The sequence below is a fragment of the Terriglobus sp. TAA 43 genome (assembly GCF_000800015.1).
GTDB lineage: Bacteria > Acidobacteriota > Terriglobia > Terriglobales > Acidobacteriaceae > Terriglobus.
In genome coordinates this window covers 2,034,683-2,060,277 of record NZ_JUGR01000001.1, presented here as the reverse complement: position 1 = coordinate 2,060,277, position 25,595 = coordinate 2,034,683, and the positions used below count along the sequence as shown (strand labels likewise).

The following is a 25,595-nucleotide window of genomic DNA, read 5'->3' as shown; positions in this document are numbered from 1 at the left end:
GATTTAGACAGTCGGATTATTCAGGATTGCGGTAAGTGCTTCAATGCGCTTGGCATCTGCGCCTGTGCCGCCGGAGACATCCGCAGCTTCAGCCTTCAGCTTGGCCACATCTTTTGCGGCCAGCTTTGACTTCTCCGCGGAGCTGATCGCCTTGCGCAGCGATGCAATCTTTGCAGAAGGAAGTGCTTGTGAACGCTCCAACTGATCGAGATATGCCTTCGCAACAATCAACTTTGCAGGCCATTCAATGCGTTGCTGATCCTGCACGTTCAGTTCATTCACCTGCACGCTCTTTGCTGCATCGATTTCGTTCTGGGTCAGGAACTTCGACGGCAGAAGTTCGAATACGTCCAGGCCGCGTGAAATCTCGCTGCCGTAGATGTTGCCGTTGTACCAATACGCGGACCAGTCGCCGCCAAGGATCAGCATCTTCGGATCAATGGGGCCGCGATCGAAGTAGCCAATCTCAAACGGCTTCATCGGGTCGGTAAAGTCCATGATGCTGATGCCGCCCTGATACCACGCCTGCACTTCGATATCGCGTCCCGGAACTGGGATGAGCGAACCGTTATGCGCTACGCAGTTTTCCGTATCGCCCTGTGCGGCGGGCAGTTTGTAATAATTTTCAAAATTAAGCTTGTCATCCTTGATGGCAAAGATGGCATCCGCGCCCCACTTCAGCGGATCGTTCGGACGGCAACGCGCGCCCAGACCGCCGCCCCATTCGTCGGTGAAGACAACCTTTGAGCCGTCGTTGGAGAAGGAAGCTGAGTGCCAGTACGCATAGTTAGGATCGTTCACTGCATCTACGCGCTTCGGGTTCACCGGATCCTTAATGTCCAGCAATAAGCCATTGCCAGAGCATGCACCGGCAGCCAGACCAATCTGCGGATAGACAGTGATGTCGTGGCACTGGTTCGTGTCAGCCTTCTTCGTCGGATCCTTATCTTCGTGACTACCGCCGTTGTTCAGGCCGTTGAACGCACCCGTGCGTGCATCCATGAATACACGCGGATGGCTCACAATCGCGGCATCCTGTGGATGCGAAACTGGCACCTTGATCACATCGATGCGGAACAGCGCGGTGTTCTCATCCTTGTCTGGTGTGCCGCCGCTGCATCCTGCAAGCTCTTCGCCCTGACGGACGAAGGACGTGCCAGAGACATAGACGTACACGTTGTCCTTGTCGTTGGGGTCAACCAGCAGCGTGTGCGTGTGTGATCCACGGCAAGTCTGAACAGCAGCTACCTGCTTCGGATTCTTGATGTCAGAGATGTCGAACACGCGCACGCCGCGGAAGCGATCTTTCGATGCAGCAGGCATCGAGTTCTCACGCGTGGGCTTGGTGCCTTCCGGAAGCGGCGGGTTCAGCGGGAAGCCCTGCGTGCCGCAATCCACGCGGCCGTTTGGCATCTCGACACTCATAAACATCAGATGGCCATAGACAGAAACGTCGCCCTGTCCACCGGGGCAAACCATCGTTGTTACCAGCGAAGTCTTTGCCGGATTGCTGATGTCATAAATGCTCACGCCATAAAAATTGCCCTGAAACAGATACTTGCCCTGAAAGGCGAAATCGCTGTTCGCAAATCCAAGATCAGCCAGCACGAGCTTCAGTGGCGCGGGAATCTTGGATGGATCGCCAGCGATGACCTGCTTCAACGTTTCGGTGGTCTTTGCCGAGTTTGGATCGCGAGTACCAAGCTGGAATGCATCGGGCTTCTTCAGCGATGTCAGTCGTTTCATGCCCATAGCGATCTCGCCCGCGTCGTACAGGCCGGGCTTCAGCTTGAAGCGTGGGTCATTCACGTTTGCGCCGGTCATGCCCGCTGGAAGCGGCGGGGCAGGCTGTGCTGCAAATTCGTCCAGTTCGTCTTTCGGCTGAGCTTTCGAAGTAGACTTCGCATCGGAAGACTTTGCATCCTGCGCGAACGAGTGCAAGGGGGAAAGGCTAAGTATGGCAACGGCAAGCGCCGCACATGCCCAGCGTGAGATTCGTGCGTTCATCGGGTCTCCTTCAACATGTCCTGCATAATGCGAATCTCCGCCCGCTGCGTGTTGTCTGCATCGGTGGCGAAGTTAAATAAATCGGCATCCTGTCCTGCTCCGGGAGAGGCAAACAGGTCTTTCACCATCACCAGTGCGCCGTTGTGGTGCTGAATCATCCCGGTTAGAAACAGGTGATCAAACTCAGCTCCGTGCGCTTGTTTCAGTGCATCAATCTGTTGTGGTGTCAGCATACCGGGCATAGGCTTCATGGGCTGACCATGCATGTCCATCTCCGGCATACCGGGCATTGCCATACTCGTTGGTTGTCCACGCGCAATCAGCCAACGCTTCATAAAATTCATTTCATCCGTCTGCGAGGAACGAATCTTGGCACCAAGCAGTTGAATCTTCGGATTCGTGGTGTGCGACGGAATCATCTCTGTCATCTCTACCGCTTGTCCGTGGTGCATGATCATGCCCTGCATGAAGTCGATATCGTCTTTCGACGGCGCAGGCAGCGTGCCATGAGTGTCCGCAGGCAACTGTTTCGACGGTTGCCCAGGAGCACCTGGCTGCACCACGCTGGGCTTCTGCTGCGCTGCGCACAACGTCGTGCTGAGTAACAAAACGAAAATGGGGGAGTTCTTCACGATTGCGATAAGGACAAACTACCATGCTGCCAACGGCGTTACTCAACCCATACGTATCGCGAATCCCCGTGGTTCCCGCCAGATTCCGCCGAAAAACAAAGCGCACCGGCATCCCGTAGAAGGGAACCGGTGCGCATGTTGGTTCTGAGTTTATGCCTGCGAATAGTCCATGGCGTCCAGATCCGCGATCAGGCTGGGGCCGATCGGCTTCCAGTTCAGCTTCTTCTGTGTCAGCGCGCTGGAAGAAGGCATGTCGTGCGGTGCAAAGTGAGCCAGCCAGCCAAAGTGTTCCTGCGCCTGCTCCAAAGGAATGCTGACCGCCGGAATCTTCAAGCCGCGTGCGTGCGCCTCTGCAATCTCCTTCATGGACACTCCCTCTTCACCTACCGCGTGATAGATCGCGCCCGGCTCGGCCTTTTCAAATGCCAGTCGATAGAGCTCTGCCACGGAGGTGATATGTGCCGCGGGCCAGCGGTTTTTCCCTTCGCCAATGTAGGCGGACACGCCTTTTTCCCGCGCTACAGCCAGAAGATACGGCACCAATCCTTGCCTGCGAGTGTCATGCACCTGCGGCAGGCGCACTACGGATGTGTTCACGCCGCGCTCGGTCAGCCCTCTTATCGCTGCCTCGGACGCGCCACGCGGATTCCACGAAGCCAAGGGGCTATCTTCGGTGGAAGGCTTGCCATCGACATTCGCGGCGATGGCCGTTCCAGAGGTGACGACAAACGGACGATCCGATCCTGCCAGCACCTCGCCGATGGCCTCAATCACTCGGCGGTCATCCTCGCAGTTTTGTTGAAACCGCGAAAAGTCATGGTTGAAAGCAAGATGGATTACGCCATCAGAATCGGCGGCTCCTCTGCGCAGGCTGTCCAGATCCTCAATGTTGCCGTGAAGCGGCTGGGTACCAGCGGCCTGCAAAGCTTCCGCGCCGGCTTCTGAACGTGTCAGTCCCACTACCTGATGGCCTGCCTGAATCAGGTTCTGCACAACCGCGGAACCGATGAACCCTGTTGCTCCCGTAACAAAAATGCGCATGATGAATCTCCTCTGAACGCTGCGAAAGTGTTTTCGTCAGCCGTCGATCAGTAGATGGGAGCGCCATGCAGGACGATCTATACTGATAGTCCGCATGAATGGCTCAATCGTCCTGACGGAAGCCTCGGATGTGCAACCCGTCACTGCCGCGGTCTTTGGCCAGGGGCAGACGGTCGATCCTCTTTCGGAAGTTCTCGCACTGCTGAGGCCACGAAGTCTTGCCTGTGGCGCCTTCGCCATCCCGGACGATCTTGCTATCTCGTTCCCAAAGCATCAGGGCATCAAGTGTTACGCGGTTCTGGCGGGCAAATTTTGGCTGACGCTGGACGGCATGGCCGATCCCATTGAGATGAATGTGGGCGATTGCTTCATTCTGCCGCGCGGCCTCCCATTCCAACTTGCAAGCGATCTTGCGTTGAAACCCGTTCCCTATACCGTGGCTCTGGACAGCCTGAAGAAAAGCGCCGAGACGCCGCACCTGGACGATGGCGCGCGGTACATGGCAGGCGGCTTCTTTGCGTTTACTGGAAGTCACGCTGAGATGCTCCTACACTCGCTGCCGCCAGTCGTTCACATTCGCCGTGAGCAGGACAAGGCTGCATTACGGTGGTCGTTGGAACGTATGCGCGAGGAGTTACGCAACCCACAGCCAGGTACTTTCCTAATTGCCGAACAACTTGCCTACATGATGCTGATTCAGGCGTTGCGCTTGCATCTGGCAGATGCGGCAAGCGTTGCGCCGGGATGGCTTTCCGCATTGTCTGATCGACACCTGAGTGCAGCGATTGCATGCATGCACAACGATCCAGGCCATCCCTGGACGTTGCATTTGCTCGCTCAGCGTGTCGGCATGTCGCGCTCCGTCTTTGCCCACCGATTCCGTGAAACCGTGGGCGCGACACCTATGGAATACCTGACGCGATGGCGGATGCTGTTAGCAGCCGACCGGCTTAAAAGTTCCAACGAAGGTCTTTCTGCCGTTGCACAGTCTTTGGGATATGACTCTCCGAGTGCCTTCGGCAAGGCGTTCCGGCGGGTCATGGGATGTTCCCCAAAACGTTACGCACGACCTACCGCTGCCTGATCTGGATGAGGCGATCGCGTCTTGTCCGGCGCCTCTCGTGCGGCAGCAAAATTTTGTTCTTCGTCCGAACAGCAAACCACCCTGGCTTCAGCGTCTTATCTACGTGGAAGCATCCTTCAAATCAATGCATACCGGTACGTGAGTACGGAGGAACGTTAGCAATGAAGAAGATTCTGCTTTGGACTATGACGGCAGCACTATGCGCGGGACAGGTCGCCGTAGCGCAGCAAAATGCGGCCGCACCTACACAACAGCAGCAGATGGAATACAACCAAAAAACCTGGTCGGCAGAGGACGCGCAGCGCATCGTGCAACAGGTGCGTCATGAACTGCTCAGCCTTACGAATTACGGTGTGTTCGATTCGCTTAGTTTTGGCATTCAGGGCAAGACGATTGTTCTGCACGGATACGCTTCGCGGCCTACTCTGAAGAGCGATGCCGAGCGGGCCGTGAAAAAGATCCCAGGTGTGGCCAGCGTCGTTAACCAGATCAAGGTGCTGCCTAACTCACCCTTTGACGATCGGATTCGTGTGGGCGTGTATACACGCATTTACACACAGCCCGCATTGCGTAAATACACCGGTAGCCCGGTTGGTTTCGGAATGGGCCCATCCGTGGCCCGTGCCGCCGGTGGTATCACGCAGGATCCTCCAATGGGCTATCACGCCATTCATATCATCGTGAATAACGGTCACGTCATTCTTACTGGCGTAGTTAACAACGAGTCTGACGCGAGTATCGCAGCGATGCAGGCTAACTCCACACCAGGTACCTTTTCCGTGGACAACGACCTCATGTGGCCCGGCGAAGTGCCCAAGGAAAAGTAATCGTAAGCATTACGAAACAGAAAGCCCCTTCGCATTTCGGAGGGGCTTTCATCTTTTGCGCCTAGCTCCCCATTGGTTCCACCACACGGAAAGGAACCCCATGAGAATTCTGGCAACTATCGTGGCGGTGGCGTACTCTTATGGCTTCCATGCCTCTTAGCCCGATGAAGTCCCTGCGTCGATGCGTTCTCTGGATGATCTGTCTATTTGGTGTGGGCGGTGGCCAGCCTGTGCGTGCCTACTCCGTCATGACGCACGAGCAACTCATCGACCTCACGTGGGATGCTTCCATCGTCCCGCTCCTGCGCAGCCGGTATCCTTCGTTAACACCGGAACAGTTAGAGCAGGCTCGTGCCTATGCCTACGGTGGATGCGTCATCCAGGACATCGGTTACTATCCTTTCGGCGACGCCTTCTTTAGCAACCTGACGCATTACGTTCGCAGCGGAGACTTCGTTGTAAACCTCTTCCGCAACGCAGAGAACGCCAACGAACTCGCCTTCGCCATCGGTGCCTTGTCGCATTACATCGGTGACAACGTAGGCCACGCCACAGCCACCAATCGCGCTGTTCCGGTAGAGTTCGAAAAACTGCAGCAGAAGTACGGCAGCACCGTGAACTACGCGCAGGGAAAACATCAGCATGTTCGCGTGGAGTTTGGTTTTGACATCAACGAGGTGGCGCACCGCCGCCTTGCACCGCAGCACTATCTGAGTCACGTGGGGCTTGAGGTATCCACGCGGCAGTTGTCGCTGGCCTTTTACCAGACCTACGGCATCCGCGCCGACTTCACGGTAAAGCGCTCACATCGCATCAATGTGGACAATTATCGCTTCTCTGTGCGCAGCTTCATCCCGCGCATCGCTTATGCCGTGACGCTACTGCATCACAAGAAACTGCCTCAGGAAATACCCAGCGATGACGTTCTCAAGCTGGACGCAGAGATCGCTACAGTCGCAACGCAGAATCATTGGGATGACTATCGCCAGAAACCTGGCATCGGCACATACTCCCTCGCCGCTCTATTGTGGGTTTTGCCGAAGGTGGGGCCGATTAGTCTGGCGGCGGTGAAGGGGCCCACCCCTGGTACCGAAGCGGAATACATTCACTCCGTGCTGGTCTCCACAGACAGGCTGAATGCGGCGCTACGGCGCTTTACCCCTCCTCCTGCGACAGTAGATGCGCAGACCACTGTGCTGCGCGCACCCACAGGAAAGCTCGACGCGGAACTCACAGGTGAGATCGTGCCTGCAATCGCTAGCGCCTCTTCCCCAGCATCGGGGCCGGGGTCATTGCCTTCCGCAACGTTGGCAAGTGGAACGTCTCTGGCGATTGAGCGGCAGGGGACTCGGACGCCGCCGGACCCCCGGCATCCTCTGGCTAACCGGGACCTGGATACGGGTGTGGTGGTGCGGCCTTCCGGGTATCCGCTTACGGACCAGACGTTCTGCAGGCTGGTGCACACGCTGGTGGAGCAGCCGGGGCTGGCGATTCCGCCGGGCATCAAGCGGGACATATTGGCCTACTACTCCAATATGGGGCTGCCGTTCGATACCCGGAAGCATCCGGACCAGTGGAAGCAGTTGCAGGCTGACCTGGTGACGCTGAACGCCATGGCTACCAGCAACGAGCCGACGCCTTATCCGACCTTCGGGGAAGGGGATGACGATGAGGCTCCTGCCGCTGAGGGCGGAAGCCACTAAGTCAGGTGTGGCGGATTGCCACTATTCGTGATCGTCGGTGGAGACGCTAGGGATGAGCTCCGAGCCAGCGGCGGGCGGTAAAGTCCGTGGCAACGCTGGCTGCGAGGAGGGCTACTGACAGGCTGATTGCGCCTGCAGCCCACAGTAGCGAGATGTGGCCGCGCTGGAAGAAGAAGTCCAGGATGCCGAAGACGAGTACCAGCACCGCAGCCTCTGCAAAGAAGGACGAGCAGCGGCGCGAGGCGATGGTTACCAACTCTGCGCGGGAAGACTGCGTGGAACGCGTGCTGTCTTCCGCCGTGACGAGACGAGGACCTTTGTTCTGGAGGAATGTATTTGTTGCATGCTTGTGGAACATAAAAATACCCTTTGTTACTTATTCAAGTCTGACCCAGATAAGTTACAAAGTCGAGTTAATTTACGGCAAATGCAACAAAACGCGCTATTTATGTATAAGTATACGGAGTTATGCATAGTTATACAGGCTATCCGGGGAGGGTACCCCCCTCCCCCCTTCTTTGGCTAAAATCGTCTTTTCATTGGGTTTAACTTCGCAGGTGGCGCTAAAATCGTCTGCCCATTGGGGTTAGAGGCAAAATCGTCTTTCTAAAGGAGTTAACTTAGGATCGACGGGGCGAAGTTATGCCCTGTATCTAGTTTAGCGGCTGCATGGAAATAACATGCCAACTCTATTTCGTTTCGTTTGTTGAGTTTAAAGGACTTTGGGGCTTGACACGATTTTTAGGCGGTCTTCAACAGCGTCGTCAGCATTGGAGTTCTGCGCTTCGCGGCCAGCCGCCAAATTCTGTGCGAGGCGCGGGATAGGCGGTCTTCTCCTGCGTAGATTGTGGCCGCGCCTTTTCTTTCTTTGGCTTTTTACGGCAGGGCTGAAGGCACTTCGTGCCGTTCTCGGTACTTCGTACGGTTCTCGACGGCTTCGCCGTGGGCCTGTGAAGCGCGCTTAGATTGAGGGAACATCGTCTGCATCAAAGTTCTGCGCTTCGCGGCCAGCCGCCAGATTCTGTACGGGGCGCGGGATAGGCGGGTTTTCTCCTGCGCAGACTGTGGCCGCTCCTTTTCTTTGTTTGGCCTTTACGAAGGCTCAAGCCATAAAGAAATGAGCTCGCGGCTTACGCGGCTGAAGATCGCTTTGCGATGCTACCGGCGGCCTGCTTGAGAATGCGGAGAGCGGCGTTTACGGATTCCGAGTCAGGGAAGGTGTCGAGGAGATCGGCGTCAAGAACGATGATGTTTCGCGACGCCATCGCGCGATCATGGTGTTTGCCACGCGCGCCTTTGCTGAAGTCGAGATTTGGGCGCTCCGCCAGTGGGTCGAGTTCAGCCGACTTCTTCATATTGGTGCCGTTCCGTCGCAGTCGCGAGACGTGCGCCGATGATGCGCACGGTGGATTCGGTTTCAGTGTAGATGAGCTTCGCGGCAAGCCGCCGGATTCTGTACATGGCGCGGGGGAGGCTGTTCTCTCCTGCTTAGATTGTGGCCGCGCCTTTTCTTCTTTTGGACTTTTTACGGCAGGGCTGAAGCCCTGCCCTTCCGAAAGAAGTCGCGCTTTGCGCGATGGAGTGGCTTCCGCCGCTTGTGGTTCCTCGCTTGCTGCGCTCGCGATGGCACTTCGTGCTGTTTTCGACACCTTTGGGCGTGGCGCTTCGTGCTGCTTTCGTCGCCTTCGGGCGATGGCACTTCGTGCTGTTCTCGACGCCTTCGGGGTGTTTTCTTGCGGAGCGAGGGAATGGGGCTGGAGTGTTTAGTGGGTGAAGACGATCTGGCGGACGTCCTCCACGAAGATGGTGAAGGGGCCCAGGTCGCTGTCGCCTGCGAAGGCGTAGTTAGTGCGCAGGTCGCCGGGGACGGTTCGGCCATCGTTCAAGGTGATGGTTACGGCTACGAGGTGCGCGTCGCCGTTGACGTTGCCGAAGTCGATCTGGCGGAGCTTCTCAAAGTCGATGGTCTGGCCGCTATCGAGGTTGAGCATGGTTCCCGTCATGTTGTGGTGGAAGGTCTTGCCTTCCAGGCGGGTGGTCAGTTGCTTGCGCGAGGTAAGGCTCACCGCTGTTATGGGAGTGGCTGATCCTGCGTTGACGGCCGCTGAGGTTTGCGCTGCGGTGCTTTGCGGCGTTGTGCTGGACGAGGGGCTGGTGGCTGCGCCGGAGGTGGGGCCATCGATAATGGCGGCCTTGGGCGGCTTTGCCGGACTGTCCTGATGAAAGATTGCCCAGAAACCCGTGAGGGCTGTGAGCACGGCAGCGATGCCGGTGAGTACGCCGGGGAGCGTGGTGAAGAAACTTCCTTTGCTGGGCTGTTCGTCTGGCAAGGCGTTTTCCCTCAGGAGGAGAGTACCTGAGGTGCCGGGATTTTCATACTTCGTATTGTTCTGGACGGCTTCACCGTTGGGCCGTTTCGTAGCTTCGCGGCCAGCCGCCGGATTCTGTGCGGGGCGCGGGGTGGGCGGTGTTCTCCTGCTTGAATTGTGGCCGCGCCTTTTCTTTTGATTGGTTCTTTACGGCAGGGCTGAAGCCCTGCCCTTCCGAAAGAAGACACGCTTTGTGCGATACCCAGGTTAGCTTTGGGTGCCCGAGGCCCGGCTCAATGTGAACATTGCAAAACCGACCGAAAGGCAGGGTGGATTATGAACTGAGTAGTGTCGTTAGCTTCACGCAACATTCTCTTAACCCCGTATTGGTACATGTATGAATACTTCTCTTCGCCGCTTCTATCCATGATCCCGATAAAGCCAAACCAAAGCAGAATATTCATGGCTTCATCAAGCTTGTCGTCGGTAACCTTCATTTCGATCAGCTTTTCGCGCAGACAGGATTGATCAAACGTAAAAGAAGAGCCTATGAAGCCATAAGGAATATCGGCAAACTCGCTGTTGATGTCTCTGAGTTCATCGAATATCGCTTGCAACTGATCTTCTGAATACTGCTTCTCGGCCTGCAGTATGTCAGCCTCATTGACTTTAGTGTTCCCTCTGTTTACAGCCGTGTTGATGCACAGTCTGAGGAAGCTCAGCAAATCGCGAGGCCGCATCATAGTTCTTCCTAGAATGTAGCTGAAAGAATGTTCCCCCCGTATATATGCTTCGAAGAACAGAGACCACATGTTTTCGAAACTTTCTTCTATTTTTGTACTGGCCATCATGCGGCGATGAATAAGAAGCTTAAATGCTTCTTCGTCGTTCCAGTCCAAAAGAATTGCGGTGTCTTTCCCCTTGTCGGGAATCTGCCCGAGTAGGTGTTCGTAAATATCGTTACGAATAAACACAACGGCTCGGCAATCGATATCGTTCTTCGCGAGTTGCCTTTGGAGTTTTCGAGTAGCTTCCATCAGGCTTCGGATAATCATCATGTCTGCGTCGGTCGCAGCATTGACAGGCCAGCTTTTGTCCAAGTTGTCGATGAGGATGAAGATGCCATCCTTGAACTTCATATACGCCTGTAGAGTCTCTTGAAGACCCCTAATATCTGTTTCGTAAATCAGGCGAGAAATCTCACTTGTTCCTGTGAAGCCCTCGATCTCCACCTTTCTGGCAAGTAGTCTTTCTACGAGAAGCAATAACCTCTCAGAAAAGTCACCTTGCTCTGCATCGATTTCCGGCCCCAGAATCTGAACCAGCCGATCGTATAGCTCGAAGCGTTCGTAATGTTTGTTGGCAATTCTTGAATCTGTCTCAATGACTTTTGCCGCGAGTTCGACAAGTAGCAGATAGTTCCAGAACGCCGTCAAGACATGTTCCTGAACGCCCTGTGAGAGTGAGTTGAGGAGGTGCTCACGTAGTGTGAGGAATTGGTGTCCCTCGGGCTTCAGATCTAGGACGATGTGCTTAGTGCTACTCCAATAGGCGCTACGGACGCCATAAAAGATGGCGGTTTTCCCAGCGCCTTTACGCCCCACGACTAGGCGCGCGTGGCCGCGCTTTACATCGTTGTATTGAGCTGTAGGTAAGAAATAACTCTTCAGAGAGTTGATTTCATTCTCTGCCGCCACGTCGCCCAAATCGAGGGTTTCAAGAGCGTTGAGTGGCAGGGTTATAGGAACGAAACGAGTGCTTTGAATAGCTTCGTAGATGGACTTGATAAAAGGCGTGATGAGGTGTTGGACCTGCTCACCATCCGTGTGAGACTGTACGACATCTCGGTAGTCAATGGGCTGTTGATGTTGCCCTTCTTGAAGGACGCAAACATAAGCACCAGAACTAAGCGCCAGTCCTGCCACAAACGCGCCTCTTGCATTTGATACCGTCGCTCCCTTCCTGAAGTCGGCGAGCAGATAGACACAGACACCCATAGAAGTCTTCACCTGTCGAAAGGCGTCTTGTAAAGAGAGGCGAGGCTGTTCTTTGGGGTCATAGGACCTGAATCGAAGACTAGATTTCTTGATTGCAGAAAGCACCTTGACGAGGCCGTTCGTTGCAATCGGGCTTCGAAGAAGGAACAAAGGGGAACTGGAATTTGGAGTGTATTGAGTCGCAATCGGTATCGCTGCGGAAGCTATTGCAGCTGGTAGCTTCTGCGCAAGCTCTTCCGCATTTTGGAAATCCAAATAGCCCAGTGTGTCTATGAGGCCGAGTGCTTCAAATTCTGCAGAGTCCAGAGTGCAAGTTGTGTCGCGTATAGGTATTACAGGTATTCCCAACCCGAGTGCAAAGCCTAGTTCAAAGAGGAGATTGAAATTCATCGTGGTAACGTCTACCACCGCGACTCTTGTTGAGCGCTGAGCCTTGCATATCTCACAAAATATAAGTTGGCCATTGATAGGCAAATCCCGCCATGTCTTCACATTCCATGAAGAATTTCGGGTTCGCAGCAATTTAGCTGCTTCCTCTATCGTGTCGGCAATGACATCCGGCTTACTCGAATAGAAGAAAAAAACATCTGCACGGGAAATGCCATCGAAGGTTTGATTGCAAGCGCCAGCCGAATATTGGCAAAACTGCGGTGGGACCAAGAGTTCCGAGGCCATCAGCATTCTCAATTGTGGAATGTCGATACTTTACTCGACGGTTACACTCTTGGCTAGATTTCGTGGTTGGTCTACGTCGCAGCCTCTTCTTACAGCTATGTGGTAGGCGAGTAGTTGTAGCGGGACTACTTCGAGGATGGGCAGGAGTAGTTCCGGGGCTTGCGGGATGGTGATGGTGTGTTCTACGAGGCCGGTGAGGTGGCTGTGTTCGATGGGGTCGCTTTCGGTTGCGATGGCGATGACGCGGCCGCTGCGGGCGGTTACTTCCTGAATGTTGCTTAGGGTCTTTTCGTACTTGAGGACGCTGGTGGGGTCTGCGGGGTCCTTGGTGGCGATGCAGACGACGGGGAGTGTTTCGTCGATGAGGGCGTTGGGGCCGTGCTTCATTTCGCCGGCGGGGTAGCCTTCGGCGTGGATGTAACTAATCTCTTTCAGCTTGAGTGCGCCTTCGAGGGCGATGGGGTAGTGGATGCCTCGGCCGAGGAAGAGGAAGTCGCGCGCGGTGGAGAAGGACTTGGCGAGTTCGCTGCATTGGTCGTCGACGGAGCGCAGAATTTCTTCTAACTTGCGGGGGATTTCGGCTAACTCGGCGACGTATTGCTTTGACTGCTGGGGTGTGACGGTGCCGCGTTGTTGTCCTAAGTAAAGCGCGAGGGTGAAGAGTGCGGTGAGCTGGGCGGTGAAGGCCTTGGTGGAGGCGACACCGATTTCCGGGCCTGCGTTGGTGGTGATGACTCCGGAGGCTTTGCGGGTGATGGCTGATCCGACGACGTTGCAGATGGCGAGCGTGGGTGTGCCTTTGCTGACCATTTCAAGCTGCGCGGCGATGGTGTCTGCGGTTTCTCCGCTTTGGGTGATGAGCAGGCCGAGTGAGCCGGGGATGGGGTCGCGGTAGCGATACTCGCTGGCGTAGTCGACGTCGACGGGGATGCGGGCGAGGCGCTCGATCATGAACTTGCCGGCGAGGCCAGCGTGCCAGCTGGTGCCGCAGGCGGCGATGGTGAGGCTGGTGGCTTTTTGTATGTCTTCCCGGGTGAGTTGGAGGTCGGGGAGGAAGACTTCGCCGCTGTCGAGGGAGACGCGACCGAGTGTGGTGTCGCGGACGGCGCGGGGCTGCTCGTTGATTTCCTTGAGCATGAAGTGCTTGTAGCCGGCCTTTTCCGCCTGGATGGGGTCCCAGGTGATGCGCTGTGGCGTGCGGGTGTGGGGCGTGCCTTCGAAGTCGGTGTAGATGACGCCTTCTTTGGTTAGGACGGCGACTTCGTTGTCGTTGAGGAAGACGATGTCGCGGGTGTGGTGGAGGATGCCGGGGACGTCGGAGGCGAGGAAGAATTCGCCGTCGCCGATGCCGATGACGGCGGGCGGGCCGAGGCGTGCAGCGACGAGCTTGTTGGGCTCGCGCGCGGAGAGGACGCCGATGGCGAAGGCACCGGTGAGTCGCTTGACGGCTCGTCTTACGGCTTCTTCGAGCGGGATGGGCGAGGCTGGCGCGGTGACGATGGCTTCGGCGGTGTTGGCTTCGATGAGTTGCGGCGCGGAGACGGTGAGTGCGGCTTTCTCGAGTTCGTCTTCGATGAGGTGCGCGATGATTTCGGTGTCGGTTTCGGAGACGAAGCGATGGCCGCGGGCGATGAGGTCGCGCTTGAGGGCGAGGTAGTTTTCGACGATGCCGTTGTGCACGACGACGAGTGTTCCTGTGCCGTCGCGGTGTGGGTGCGCGTTCTCTTCGGTGGGGCGGCCGTGCGTGGCCCAGCGGGTGTGGCCTATGCCGTAGGTGCCGTGGAGAGGCTTGTCGCGGAGTACGGACTCGAGGTTACTGAGCTTGCCGGGGGCTCGGCGGACGTCGAGTAGCGTGGGGTTATCCGCGATGCCAGCGACGGCGATGCCGGCGGAGTCGTATCCGCGGTACTCAAGGCGGCGCAGGCCTTCCACGATGAGGGGGACGACGTCTTTGGGGCCGATGTAACCAACAATTCCGCACATAGTTAGTGAGTGTAGACGCGGTGCGTGAAAAGAGGTTGCGCGGGTCTTATTTAGTGCGTGGGCTGGGAGCGGCGCATGAGTTCGAAGAGGTAGGGGCGCCAGATGCTGGCGAGCATGTTGGTGCCGTGGCCGCGCGTTTCCGGAGAGATGGGCAGCAGGATGAATTTGCCTTGCTTCAGTTGTGGGGCGTAGTGCTCGGCGATGCGGAGTTCGGGTGGGTTGATGAAGTCGTCTGCGGTGTTGACCCAGGTGATGGGGACGGTGATGCGGTCGAGGTGCTGCGAAGCGTCGTAGTTGCGCGAGCTGTCGATGTAATAGAGGAAGTTGTTCGCGTCGGTGTTGGCGTCGCGCTGTGGGATTGTTTGATCGACGTAGGCTTCAGCCTGCTTGCGTGTGGGTGCGATGCCTTGCAGGACGAGCGGGCTGGTGCCGGTGACAAGCAGGATGGTGTTTGCCGTGTGGATGCTGGGCGGTTGGGTTTTGTATTCGCCGTTGTTGTACGCGGGATCAGTGCGAATGGCCTGCATGGCGGCGTAGCGCATCATGCGGTTTCGTCCGGCGAGTGGCACCGGCAGGCAGGTGAGTGGCATGAGCGCGTCCGCGAATCCCGGATAGGTTTCGCCCCAGACGAAGGTCTGCATGCCGCCCATGGAGACGCCAAGGATGAGTCGCAGATGATCGATGCCGAGTTCTTCGGTCAACATGGCGTGTTGGGTTTGCACCATGTCGTCGTAGTCGTAGTGCGGGAAGCGCGCGTGCAGGCCGTCAGAGGGTTTGCTAGACTTGCCGTGGCCGATGTCGTCAGGGAAGAGGATGTAGTAACGGGTGATGTCGAGCGGATCGCCGGGGCCGAAGAGTGGATCGGCAAAGACGCTGGTGAGCATGCTGTCGCTGCGATCGCCGGTGCCGTGGAGAATCAGGACAGCGTTGTCGATTTTGCCTGCGGCGTTGCGATGCGGCTTGCCTAATGTCTTGTAGTGGAGGCGCAGTGTGCCCAGCGTTTCTCCAGTGCCGAAGTGGACGTTGCGAAGTGCGACGTCGGCGTCGACTGCTTCGCGCTGATATCGGTTCTGCGTGGCCTGCGTGCTTTGCGCGACGCACGGCATTGCGAGCAGAGTTGCCAGTGCGACGAGGCGAGGGATGCGGTGCAATGACATGCGCAGTAGCTCCGGTATGGGTTCTTTCACTCTATCTGCGTTATCGGGATTCGTGTGGGTTGGGCTGACCGTTTCACCTCTTGTGGAGAGCATTGAGGCTCTGGTGACGAAACCCTGACAAACGGTGTGATGGCCGTCACAGATTCGTTTTGCGATTGGGCTGAGGATACGCATACGAGGTTCTGCCCATGCGTATTCCGTCGACGAAGATCTGCCCCAGCTCCAACCGGCCGTGCACCGGTAAGTGTGCAGGCTATGGCACCAGCTCCAACTGCCCGCCGCTGATCGTATTGGCGGTGCTGGCCACATCGGTATGCGATGAAGCGGGAGCATGCCGATGAGTGCTGTTGCACCTGTTTTGCCGGACGTGCGAGCGCCGCGTTACAACGAGCGTAATTATCTGAACAACGGGCATGGGCTCAAGAGCTGGCTGCTCACCAGTGATCACAAGCGCATTGCGCTGATGTACATGGTGGCTGTGACATTCTTCTTTGCGGTGGGCGGCATCTTGGCCATGATTGTTCGCATGGAGCTGCTCACGCCGGAAGCAGACCTGATGAGCTACGACACCTACAACAAGATGTTCACCATGCATGGTGTTGCGATGGTGTTCTTCGTGTTGATTCCGGCGGTGCCTGCCATCCTTGGCAACTTTCTTGTGCCGTTGATGATTGGTGCGAAAGATCTGGCGTTTCCAAAGATCAATCTGCTGTCGTTTTATCTGTATTGTGTTGCCGCTTGTTTGTTGCTGTACACCATCAGCGCAGGTGGCGTGGATACGGGGTGGACGTTCACGACTCCGCTCAGCACACATTATGTGAATACGAATGTGGTGTCTGCTGGACTCGCTGCGTTCGTTGCGGGCTTTTCGTCTATCTTCACCGGACTTAATTTTGTTGCGACGATTCATCGCATGCGTGCGCCGGGGCTTACGTGGTTTCGACTGCCGCTGTTCATCTGGAGCATGTATGCGGCCAGCGTCATCATGATCCTGGGAACGCCTGTGGTGTCGATTGCGATTGTGCTGGTGGCGGTGGAACGCATCTTCAACTTTGGCTTCTTCGATCCTGCCAAGGGCGGCGACCCGCTACTGTTTCAACATCTGTTCTGGTTCTATTCGCACCCGGCTGTGTACATCATGCTGCTGCCCGGCATGGCGTGCATCAGCGAGATCATTGCGTGCTTCAGTCGTAAGCGTGTTTTTGGCTATACGGCTGTTGCGTTCTCTTCCATTGCGATTTCGCTGTTTTCGTTCTTCGTGTGGGAGCACCACATGTACATCATGGGTGTATCGCAGTACTCGGCTCTGGTGTTCAGTTTGTTAACCATGTTGGTGGCGGTGCCTTCAGCGATCAAGGTGTTCAACTGGTCGTTCACTTTGTACAAGGGCTCGATTACTTTCCGCGCGCCCATGATCTATGCGATGTGCTGCCTTGGTTTGTTTGTTGTAGGCGGATGCACGGGCGTGTTTCTTGGTTCGCTGGGTATGGATGTACACCTGACGGAGACGTACTTCATCGTGGCGCACTTCCATTTTGTGATGGTGGGCTTTGTGCTGATGGCGTTCCTGGGTGGCGTTCATTTCTGGTGGCCCAAGATGTTTGGACGCATGTATCCCGAAGGCCCTGCAAAGGTTGCTGCGGTGATGATCTTCGTGGGCTTCTTCGTGACCTTTGGGCCGCAGTTTATCCTTGGCTTCCTTGGAATGCCGCGTCGTTATGCTGCGTATCCGCCGGAGTACCAGGTGCTGAATGTGATGTCGACGGCGGGCGCAACCGTGATGGGTGCTGGCTTCTTCTTCACCATGATCTATCTTGTGTGGTCATTAAAGTTCGGCGCTGTTGCGGGTGATAACCCCTGGCATGCGTATGGGCTTGAGTGGCAGACACAGTCCCCGCCAATCACGGCGAACTTTCTTGAGACTCCGGTTGTCACGCATGAAGCGTATGACTATGAGTCGCTTGATTTCCCGCACCGTGAGCGTCGCGCTCCGGTCCACATCTAGCAACACTTCCGTGCCGCGGCCTGCTGTCTTCTCCTGGCAGGCCGCCCTTTTTTCTTGGACTACTCAGCGCAGTGGCGCAACTGTTGCATGTCTTTCAGGTGCAGGGTGTTTCCATCCATCTGCAACAGACCTTCTTTTCGGAAGGAGGACAGAACGCGGGTCACCGTTTCACGCGAGATGCCAGCCATGTGGCCCAGCTCTTCATGGGTGAGCGGCATGTGGAATCGAACCGAGTTAGGGAAGCGACCGTTGTGATCGTCGTGTTCGCCAGCCAGTACAAGTCCACCCCACTCCACCAGAACGCTGGCGAGTTTTGCGGATGCAGAACTGGAAAGCGCGAGACGTCGTGCGCTGAGAACGGCAGAGTCATATTCGCGCGCCATCGCCATTACGGAGTTGCGACTGACTGCCTGAAACTCTTCCATGAACAACAGGAACTGCGTGCGTGGAATTGCTTTCACCTGGGTGGGCTCCAGCGTTTCCGCGGTGGCTTCGTAACGGCTACGTTTGAGAGCAGCGGCGAGGCCGAGAACATCGCCGGGGCCGACAATGCGCAGCAGCAGCAATCGGCCATCGGGAGATGAAGTTGTCAGCTTGATGGTGCCGCGGCAGACCACGTACACCTGTTCCGGCGCGTAGCCTTCGCGCAGCACAGGTTCATGCGCGCCGAGCTGCATGAAGTGGCCCATGCCGTCGAGCCTTTCAAGGGCGACGCGGTCCAAAGAACAGAAACAGTGCGGACCTTTCGTCTCGCATTGAAGGCAACTGCGGCGCAGCGGCATGGGACTCCCTGCTTCCAGTGTATGGGAGTCGCAAAATTCCCGTAGCTGGCGGGGCTTCGTCTGAAGTAGTTTGGGACGGGGGAAATGGCCATGTTGCGTGTGTCGGTTGCGGTTCTGATGAGTGCGTTTGTGTGCGGTGGCATGTGTGCGCAGGAAAATCCAGCGGCAAACATTCAGACGAATCATGCGGTTACGGAGGCAGACGGCACCGTCCGTATGCAGCGCGTGGTGCCTTTGCCCAAAGGACTTAGCCCGGAGGCGAAGGCGTGGTTGAGTCGTCCTGCAGGTGATGCGGATGTGCCGCAGACGTTGGAGCAGCGCCGCACGATGCTGGATAAATCGCAGGCACAGCACCGCGATGTTCTGTTGAAGATGTTCGAGGTTACTGTTCGCGACAGCACGGTCGCTGGCGTGCCGGTGCGTGAAGTTTTGCCGAAGGAGATGAAGCACCCGGATCGTGTATTGATCTGCCTGCATGGCGGCGGATTCAATGCTGATTCCGGCTCGTACTCGGAATCGATTCCTGTGGCTGCAATGACGGGAAGCCGCATTGTTAGCGTGCTGTATCGCATGGCGCCGGAACATCCGTTCCCCGCTGGTGTGGACGATGTCGTTGCTGTCTATCGCGAACTGTTGAAGAAGTATCGACCGCAACACATCGCTATCTTTGGCAGCAGCGCAGGCGCGGGGCTGACCATGCAGGCAGCGGTACGCATCAAACAGTTGAAGCTGCCCATGCCCGCGGCGCTTGGTCCGTTCTCTGTGCCTGCAGCAATGGATGACGGTGGAGATTCGCGTTCGCTTTACAACACCGATGGTTTGCGCGGCTATGTGCCGGTTCCTAACAACGCAACGCCGAATCCGTACGTTGGTAGTACTGATCCACGCAACCCTGTGTTGTCGCCGTTGTATGCGGACTTGAAGGGTATGCCGCCTGCACTCTTCCTAACGAGTGAGCGCGATCTGCTTCTCAGCAGCACCACCATGCTGCATCGCGCGTATCTTCGCGCGGGCAGCGATGGCCGGTTAGTTGTCTTTGAAGCTCTGCCACATTGTTTTTGGAATAACGCATCACTACCGGAAACCCGCGAAGCATGGACTTACATGGCAGACTTCTTCAACAAGCAACTTGCGCATCCATAGCATGAGTGAATATTCGCATTGGAACCGCAGGATGGACGCTGCCAAAGCAAAGCGCAGCTTTGTTTGCAGAAGAAGGGTCGCACCTGGAACGTTATGCATCGCGCCTCTGTTTTGTAGAGGTGAACAGCAGCTTTCACCGTCCGCATCGCCGCACCACATGGGAGCGATGGGCGCGCAGCGTGCCGCAGGATTTTCGTTTTGCGGTGAAGATGCCGAAGAGCATTACGCATGAAGCAAAGCTGGTGAATACCGGGGCGCGGCTTCTGCCATTCTTTGAAGAGATCAGCGGGCTGGGTGAAAAGCTTGGGCCGGTGCTGGTGCAACTGCCACCGAAGCTGGAGTTTGATGAGGGCGTCGTACGCGACTTCTTCGGCGTGCTTCGGGAACTATACGCAGGTGATACCGTCTGCGAAGCGCGCCACCCAAGCTGGTTTGATGGCCGTGCCGATCGTCTGTTGCGCGAGTTTGATATTGCCCGTGTAGCAGCCGATCCGCCGAAAGGATCGCCACACGCCACAGAGCCCGCGGGCAGCGCGCATCTGCGTTATTGGCGATTGCATGGAACGCCGCGCACATACTATTCGGAATACGGCGAAGCCTTCCTGCACGGCCTTGCAGAGCGTGTGCGACAGCACCCTGAAACGCCTGTGTGGGTGGTGTTTGATAACACGGCGCTCGGCCATGCCACGCCAAATGCGCTGCGTCTCTGTGAACTTTTGCAGAGCGTGTAGTCCGCGCCGGAGGGCCTGCGGTCACACGTGCCATGAAGGGTTACTTTTATCACGCTGCCGCGACAGCGCTTCTGCTGCTGTTTCTCTCCATGGCCACACTTCTTATGCTGCGCGTTTAAGTGCACAGCATAAGAAGGAAAGTGGGTTAACTTTCTTTGCGATAGAGCATGTTGCGGATGGTCTCGCGCCGCGCAGCATCCATTTCGGATTTCTCTTTGCGCTGGTCGGCATCCATTTTTTCCTTCTGTGCTTCCATCTCTTCTTCGGTGCACTCAGGACAGCGGTTAGCAAAGCCGGGCTTGTCCGGCTTTAGTTCGAACTCTTCACCACACACGACGCAGGTTTTGATCGGGAACAACGGCATAACAGGTTTATTTTATCCAGCCGAAGCGGTAGTGCGTACGGGGTATTCGCGCACACTGACGTGGTATGGCGTCCCTCTAAGGTGTTTCCTACACTGCCCAAGAGTCACAAGAATGGAACCCTCCCCCGCAATCGATTTCCTCGCTTTCGCCGAACACAGCGCAGACCTGGTCTGCCGCATTGGTTTGGATTACCGCACCAGCTATGTTTCGCCTGCATCGCGGCCGATTCTTGGTTTTGCGCCGGAAGAGATTTCCGGTCGGAGCGCGGCGGAAATTATTCATCCAGAGGATCTTCCGGCTGCACTGGCAGCGGGCGAACGCCGTTTGCAGGGCGACGAAAGCCAGGCCACGGAGATGCGTGTTCGCAATCGGCAGGGTGACTGGGTGTGGCTGGAGATGCGTGGCAGCGTTCTGCGCGACGCAGAAGGGAAGCCGCTGGAATTCCTGGTTATCTTTCGCGACATTGCTGCGCGCAAGCAGATGGAGCAACAACTGCAACGGCTGGCCATGACCGACGGTCTGACAGAACTGCCGAACCGCCGCGCGTTTGACGAAGCCCTGGACCGCGAATGGCGTCGCGTTTTGCGTGACGGAACGCAGGCTTCGTTGTTGCTCCTGGATGTGGATCATTTCAAAGGCTTCAATGATGAGTACGGCCACGTGGCGGGCGATGACTGCCTTCGTGCTGTGGCGCATGCGGTGCGTGGGGTAACGAAGCGTCCTGGCGACATGGTGGCTCGTTACGGTGGTGAGGAGCTTGCCATCATCCTTCCGGGGACCGATATGCAGGGCGCTCTGCATGTGGCAGAACTTGCATGTGCGGCCATTGAAGAGCTGAATATTACGCACGTTGCCAATGAAGAAGGCCACGGACGTGTCACGGTCAGTATCGGTGTTGCTACGGCGCTGTCTCGCGACGGCGGACGTCTGAAAATGCCGGAAAGCCTGCTGATGGCGGCTGATTCTGCGCTGTATAAGGCGAAGCTGCGTGGACGTAACCGCGTTGCTCATTCGTTGCTGGTGGCCTCGCGCGAGTCTGTCGTAGCCACGTAGTTTGTCCTTGCGGATCAGCGGTTTACCGCGCAAAATACTTTCAATCGTCCTTAAAATCTCTGCTTCAGGAAAAGATCGCTTCCATGGCGACATCCGCGCTTTCCTGGTTTACCGGCGGTGACAGTAAACGTCCCGGCGTGCTTTATCCCTATGCCCAGTGGTGGTTTCTGCTGTGCATCGTGCTCACGTGGGTTGGTTTCGCCCAGAGCTATTTCGCACAGATCAGAACGCAGCCGCTGCTGCACCACATCCATGGCGCGCTCATGGGCGGATGGATTCTTACGCTGATTGTGCAGCCTATCCTTTATCAGCAAAATCGCATCCGGCTGCATCGCACGTTGGGACGCTGGGCTGTGTATTTGCTGGTTCCCGCCATTGTGGTCTGCGCATTCCTGATGCTCCGCAGCATGTTGCGCTTCACCCACATTCCACCCATGTTCGTGAACCATCTGGCGTTTCTGGATGTCGCCGGGCTTATTCTGTTTCCACTGTTTGTTGGACTTAGCGTCTGGTATGCCCGCAATACACAGTTGCATGCGCGATACATCGTATGCACGGTGGTTCTTCTGATGCCGCCTGCATTAGTGCGTGCCGCGCCGCTACTGCCGTTTCTGCGGCGCAGCTTCCTTTTCGATTTGAACCTGATCATTGGCCTCATGAGCTTTGTGCTTCTGCTGCTCATGGTGGATGACAAGCGCAAAGGCAAGCTGTATGCCGCTTATCCCGTCGCGTTTATTGCAAATACCATTGTCGGAATCTGCGCCAACTTCGCGCAGGACTGGGGCTGGTGGCATGTGCTGACGGCATGGATCAAGGGCTGAAATTCACCCAAAAATCTTTACTGGACAACAATCTGTGCGCGGGCGTACTGTGACGCCGCTGGCTGGAAATCTCTCAGCGCAGCGGAGGTGAGTGTCATGGACGAAGTAAACGTCGGTGCGCTCGATATGTTCGTGCGCTTTCTGATTGGAATGGCGCTGTTCAGCCTGGCAACTCTACTCACAGGCAACTGGCGCTGGCTCGCGCTGCTGGGCTTTGTCCCGCTGCTAACCGCGGCATACCGCTTCTGCCCATTGTGGGCGGCACTCGGAATCTGCACATGCGAAGAGCAGCGACGGCTACGAGCTGCTCGCGCCGGACATTAAGGATTGATTGTTAGCGCGGGAGGTCTGGGGCTCGTTGAACCGTGCTGCAGTTTAGTGCGAAATGCAGCGTCACATCGACAGTTTTCTTGGCATCTTCAGCTTTGAAGATCCACTTCTGAAGCGCAGCTTTTGAGGACACCTCGAAAAGTTCGGGGCCGCTTGTCCTACTCGATGATGTCAGGCGGCCGTCCTCCCCGATCACGCCCCGCAGTTCTATATCGCCTTCAACATGTGCGGCTTGAGCAATCGGTGGATAGCCGGGTAAAACGTGTACTCCAGGTTGCACTGTTGAGGACACAAGCGTTACTTCGCTCGACCGTACAGGCACTTGCGATTCGGCATACAGTCTCGATAAGACGTGAGGTGGACGAGCATATAAGTTGTCGTATGCACCCTCCGCGAGCGCGTGTGTTACATCCGTTTGTTCAGTGGAGTTCGATGGGTGCGATTTGAATTCATTAGCCAATCGCTCCATCAGAGACATGGCCCAGGAAACGCCCTTTGGGGGATTGGGACGATCGCTGAATAAGTCTTCTTCCAAAAATTGCATCGGAATGATGCGTTCTTTACCCGAACAGGAAAGACGCATGCTCAACACTGCGCCGCTGAATTGCAGCCCTCTCTTCCTCTTGCTTTCCTTAAGGATTTGCTTATCTGTGATTGTGCACGGGTCATGTTCCAAAAGCGACGCGAGAGTCTTATGTGCGACTACCTGCGAATGCTCAAAGGTCGTCTGCGCATTGCATTGATTTGCCGGTGGAGTCAGGCTGAGAAGATCAATCGATGTATTCTGCCCATCGGGTCTCAGGACGTAGACGTTGTAGAAGCTGAAAGGCGGCCCAAAGTCGAAATAGGAAGCATTCCCAACAATGACTTCATGGCCTGGGTCTTGAGCTTCGACCGAGAAAGAGGAGAAAAATACAGCCAGCAGGAACAGCGTACGTGCGAGCATGGCTGCCATTCTCGCACGTACGCCATAACTTAACTGCGGACGGCTGTCCTCAAATGTAGGTCGCGCATCTGCTGTTCGGTGGGCGCACTTGGCGCGTCCACCATCAGGTCCACAGCCTTCGCGGTCTTGGGGAATGCGATCACTTCACGAAGCGAAGTCGCACCTGTAAGCAGCATCACGATGCGGTCCAAGCCGAGGGCGATGCCGCCGTGCGGCGGTGTGCCGTACTCCAGCGCTTCCAGGAAAAAGCCGAAGCGTTCCTTCGCCTCTTCTTCTGACATGCCGAGCGAACGGAAGATCTCCGCCTGCACATCCTTGCGGTGGATACGGATCGAACCCGAACCAAGCTCAAGACCGTTCAGCACCACGTCATAGGCCAGCGCGCGGACTACGCCCTTGTCGTTGAAGAGTGCGCCACTCTTGATGTCGTCTTCATGCGGCGCAGTGAACGGATGATGCGCGGCATCCCACGTCTTCTTCTCTTCATTGAATTCGTACATCGGGAAGTCGGTGACCCAGAGGAAGCGATAGTCCTCCGCGGTGCCCTTCTTCTCAAACAGCTTGTGCTTGTCGGCGTACTTCTTCGCGAGTTCGAGACGCAGACCACCCACACGCTTCGGAATCCACTGGCGATCGAAGTTCCACATTGCAGGCGTGCCCAGCTTGGGTGTGACCACAACTGCGAGGTCGTCTGTGGTGAAGCTTTCGCCGTTGAAGGCAATGGTGGTCGCGTTCAGATGCGAACCAATCTCTTCTGCCAGAGGCACAAACTGCTCCGCAGTGCGCAGACGTACGAGGTCCAGCGCATCCAGGCCGCTATCGCCAAAGAAGGTACGAATTTCGCTGAGGAGCGCCTTGCGAGCGGTGCTGCTCAGTTCGCCGACCTTCGGAATCACAAAGCCGTAGACTGGCAGGCCCTGCTCGATCTTCAGCGTCGTGCGCAGCTCGTCGGTCAGCACGGTGGACAGGTCGGCCATATGCGGCAGGCGCATATCCGGCTTGTCGATGCCGTACTTACTGATGGCTTCGTCGTACGTCATGCGCAGGAAGGGCGTGTTGATCTTCTGTCCTGCAGCTTCAAATGCGGCGACGAGGAAACGCTCGGCCACACCGAAGATCGTCTCCTGCGTAGGGAAGCTCACTTCAAGGTCGATCTGGGTGAACTCCGGCTGGCGATCAGCGCGCAGGTCTTCATCGCGGAAGCAGCGAGCAATCTGGAAGTAGCGATCAAATCCGCCGACCATCAGAATCTGCTTAAAGATTTGCGGTGACTGCGGCAGCGCGTAGAAGTTGCCGGGATGCACACGTGAGGGAACCAGGTAGTCGCGCGCACCTTCTGGAGTGGAACGTGTCATGAACGGCGTTTCAATCTCAAGGAAGCCTTCGCTGCTCAACTGCGCACGCACAGCCTGCGCAACCTTATGGCGCGTCAGGAAGTTGTGCTGCATCTCCGGGCGGCGCAGATCGATGTAGCGATACTGCAGGCGCAGTTCCTCATTGCCAATGCCTTCTTCGGCAGGCGAGAACGGCGGCGTCTTCGCATCGGAGAGCAGCAGCAGTTCCGTGCAGACGACTTCAATATCGCCGGTGGGCATATTCGGATTCGTCAGGCCTTCGCCGCGCACGCGGACGGTGCCCAGCGACGCCACCACGAACTCGGGGCGAGCGACTTCGGCCTTGGCCAGTGTCTCCGCGCCGGAATTGGAGCGGTCGACCACGATCTGGGTGATGCCGCTGCGATCGCGCAGGTCAAGAAAGATCAGATCGCCGTGGTCGCGGCGCCGGTTAATCCACCCCATCAGGGTGACGTTCTGTCCTGCGTCGGCTGCGCGCAGGTCTCCGCACATGTGTGTGCGCTGGTGTTGGCCGAGAAAATCGAGAGTCACGATGACCCTATTGTACGAAGTTTGGTCACGGATGGCCCTATCCCGCGTCGACTGAATCTGATGTGACTGATTCTTTTGCCAGCTTTCCCGTTCTATGAACCCGGATACCGTCTCTACG

The 25,595-nt window shown here is 56.6% G+C and carries 22 protein-coding genes; 9 read left to right on the top strand and 13 right to left on the bottom strand.

Translation table 11 applies throughout. The features are described from left to right. Positions 1-3: 3 nt before the first annotated feature. The 3 genes from M504_RS08740 to M504_RS08730 form a co-directional block, all read right to left on the bottom strand. A complete protein-coding gene (locus M504_RS08740; protein ID WP_198137556.1) occupies positions 4-2,007 on the bottom strand; it encodes an LVIVD repeat-containing protein in 2,004 nt (667 codons plus the stop codon). Continuing rightward, the gene (locus M504_RS08735; protein WP_232296213.1) at positions 2,004-2,639 is read right to left on the bottom strand and encodes a DUF305 domain-containing protein; all 636 of its coding nucleotides are present in this window, start codon (positions 2,637-2,639) and stop codon (positions 2,004-2,006) included. Before M504_RS08735 ends, M504_RS08740 begins: the two co-directional genes overlap by 4 nt. Positions 2,640-2,789: 150 nt before the next feature. Next, positions 2,790-3,680, bottom strand: coding sequence for an SDR family oxidoreductase (locus M504_RS08730; RefSeq protein ID WP_047490254.1), 891 nt, complete (start codon positions 3,678-3,680; stop codon positions 2,790-2,792). Positions 3,681-3,774: 94 nt separating this feature from the next. On the opposite strand from M504_RS08730, the gene M504_RS08725 reads away from it, so the two are divergent. The 3 genes from M504_RS08725 to M504_RS21220 all read left to right on the top strand — a co-directional run bounded on the left by M504_RS08725 (position 3,775) and on the right by M504_RS21220 (position 7,294). Next, positions 3,775-4,764 carry an AraC family transcriptional regulator gene (locus tag M504_RS08725; protein WP_084214226.1) on the top strand — a complete coding sequence of 330 codons (990 nt, stop codon included), beginning with the start codon at positions 3,775-3,777 and terminating at the stop codon, positions 4,762-4,764. Between the two features lie 161 nt (positions 4,765-4,925). After that, positions 4,926-5,591 carry a BON domain-containing protein gene (locus tag M504_RS08720; RefSeq protein ID WP_047490251.1) on the top strand — a complete coding sequence of 222 codons (666 nt, stop codon included), beginning with the start codon at positions 4,926-4,928 and terminating at the stop codon, positions 5,589-5,591. A 140-nt stretch (positions 5,592-5,731) separates the two neighbouring features. Continuing rightward, complete coding sequence (locus M504_RS21220; protein WP_084214225.1) at positions 5,732-7,294, top strand: zinc dependent phospholipase C family protein; 1,563 nt, start codon at positions 5,732-5,734, stop codon at positions 7,292-7,294. 46 nt (positions 7,295-7,340) lie between these two features. Here M504_RS21220 and M504_RS08710 read toward each other — a convergent pair whose 3' ends face one another. The 6 genes from M504_RS08710 to M504_RS08685 all read right to left on the bottom strand — a co-directional run bounded on the left by M504_RS08710 (position 7,341) and on the right by M504_RS08685 (position 15,415). Further along, positions 7,341-7,652 (bottom strand): hypothetical protein, encoded by a 312-nt coding sequence (locus tag M504_RS08710; RefSeq protein ID WP_047490246.1) that lies wholly within the window; start codon positions 7,650-7,652, stop codon positions 7,341-7,343. Positions 7,653-8,424: 772 nt separating this feature from the next. Then, on the bottom strand, positions 8,425-8,649 hold the full coding sequence (locus M504_RS08705; protein WP_047490243.1) for a hypothetical protein: 225 nt from the start codon (positions 8,647-8,649) through the stop codon (positions 8,425-8,427). 408 nt (positions 8,650-9,057) lie between these two features. Then, entirely contained in the window at positions 9,058-9,624 is a 567-nt protein-coding gene (locus tag M504_RS08700) for a hypothetical protein (protein ID WP_047490240.1), read from the bottom strand. Between the two features lie 272 nt (positions 9,625-9,896). After that, positions 9,897-12,275 (bottom strand): P-loop ATPase, Sll1717 family, encoded by a 2,379-nt coding sequence (locus tag M504_RS08695; protein ID WP_047490237.1) that lies wholly within the window; start codon positions 12,273-12,275, stop codon positions 9,897-9,899. Positions 12,276-12,305: 30 nt separating this feature from the next. After that, complete coding sequence (gene glmS / locus M504_RS08690; RefSeq protein ID WP_047490235.1) at positions 12,306-14,258, bottom strand: glutamine--fructose-6-phosphate transaminase (isomerizing); 1,953 nt, start codon at positions 14,256-14,258, stop codon at positions 12,306-12,308. Positions 14,259-14,308: 50 nt separating this feature from the next. After that, complete coding sequence (locus M504_RS08685; RefSeq protein ID WP_047490231.1) at positions 14,309-15,415, bottom strand: alpha/beta fold hydrolase; 1,107 nt, start codon at positions 15,413-15,415, stop codon at positions 14,309-14,311. A gap of 337 nt (positions 15,416-15,752) precedes the next feature. On the opposite strand from M504_RS08685, the gene M504_RS08680 reads away from it, so the two are divergent. After that, on the top strand, positions 15,753-17,420 hold the full coding sequence (locus tag M504_RS08680; protein ID WP_047494118.1) for a cbb3-type cytochrome c oxidase subunit I: 1,668 nt from the start codon (positions 15,753-15,755) through the stop codon (positions 17,418-17,420). 59 nt (positions 17,421-17,479) lie between these two features. On the opposite strand, the gene M504_RS22045 is transcribed toward M504_RS08680, so the two are convergent. Next, complete coding sequence (locus tag M504_RS22045) at positions 17,480-18,109, bottom strand: Crp/Fnr family transcriptional regulator (RefSeq protein ID WP_052200540.1); 630 nt, start codon at positions 18,107-18,109, stop codon at positions 17,480-17,482. A gap of 183 nt (positions 18,110-18,292) precedes the next feature. On the opposite strand from M504_RS22045, the gene M504_RS08670 reads away from it, so the two are divergent. Continuing rightward, positions 18,293-19,345: an alpha/beta hydrolase gene (locus M504_RS08670; protein WP_047494110.1), complete on the top strand. Its 1,053-nt coding sequence runs from the start codon at positions 18,293-18,295 to the stop codon at positions 19,343-19,345. Between the two features lie 5 nt (positions 19,346-19,350). Then, positions 19,351-20,076, top strand: coding sequence for a DUF72 domain-containing protein (locus M504_RS08665; RefSeq protein ID WP_047490229.1), 726 nt, complete (start codon positions 19,351-19,353; stop codon positions 20,074-20,076). A 145-nt stretch (positions 20,077-20,221) separates the two neighbouring features. Here M504_RS08665 and M504_RS08660 read toward each other — a convergent pair whose 3' ends face one another. Beyond that, positions 20,222-20,440 carry a hypothetical protein gene (locus M504_RS08660; protein ID WP_047490226.1) on the bottom strand — a complete coding sequence of 73 codons (219 nt, stop codon included), beginning with the start codon at positions 20,438-20,440 and terminating at the stop codon, positions 20,222-20,224. 112 nt (positions 20,441-20,552) lie between these two features. Here M504_RS08660 and M504_RS08655 point away from each other — a divergent pair, with 112 nt between their 5' ends. The 3 genes from M504_RS08655 (at position 20,553) to M504_RS08645 (ending at position 22,639) form a co-directional block, all read left to right on the top strand. Continuing rightward, positions 20,553-21,494: a sensor domain-containing diguanylate cyclase gene (locus tag M504_RS08655; protein ID WP_047490224.1), complete on the top strand. Its 942-nt coding sequence runs from the start codon at positions 20,553-20,555 to the stop codon at positions 21,492-21,494. Between the two features lie 83 nt (positions 21,495-21,577). Then, positions 21,578-22,315: a hypothetical protein gene (locus tag M504_RS08650; RefSeq protein ID WP_047490221.1), complete on the top strand. Its 738-nt coding sequence runs from the start codon at positions 21,578-21,580 to the stop codon at positions 22,313-22,315. 96 nt (positions 22,316-22,411) lie between these two features. After that, positions 22,412-22,639, top strand: a complete 228-nt coding sequence (locus M504_RS08645; protein ID WP_047490218.1) for a DUF2892 domain-containing protein — start codon at positions 22,412-22,414, stop codon at positions 22,637-22,639. A 10-nt stretch (positions 22,640-22,649) separates the two neighbouring features. Here the strand turns inward: M504_RS08645 and M504_RS08640 are convergent, their stop codons facing one another. After that, positions 22,650-23,600: an energy transducer TonB gene (locus M504_RS08640; RefSeq protein WP_047490215.1), complete on the bottom strand. Its 951-nt coding sequence runs from the start codon at positions 23,598-23,600 to the stop codon at positions 22,650-22,652. Positions 23,601-23,620: 20 nt separating this feature from the next. Continuing rightward, a complete protein-coding gene (gene aspS / locus M504_RS08635; protein WP_255347717.1) occupies positions 23,621-25,477 on the bottom strand; it encodes an aspartate--tRNA ligase in 1,857 nt (618 codons plus the stop codon). Positions 25,478-25,595 lie beyond the last annotated feature (118 nt).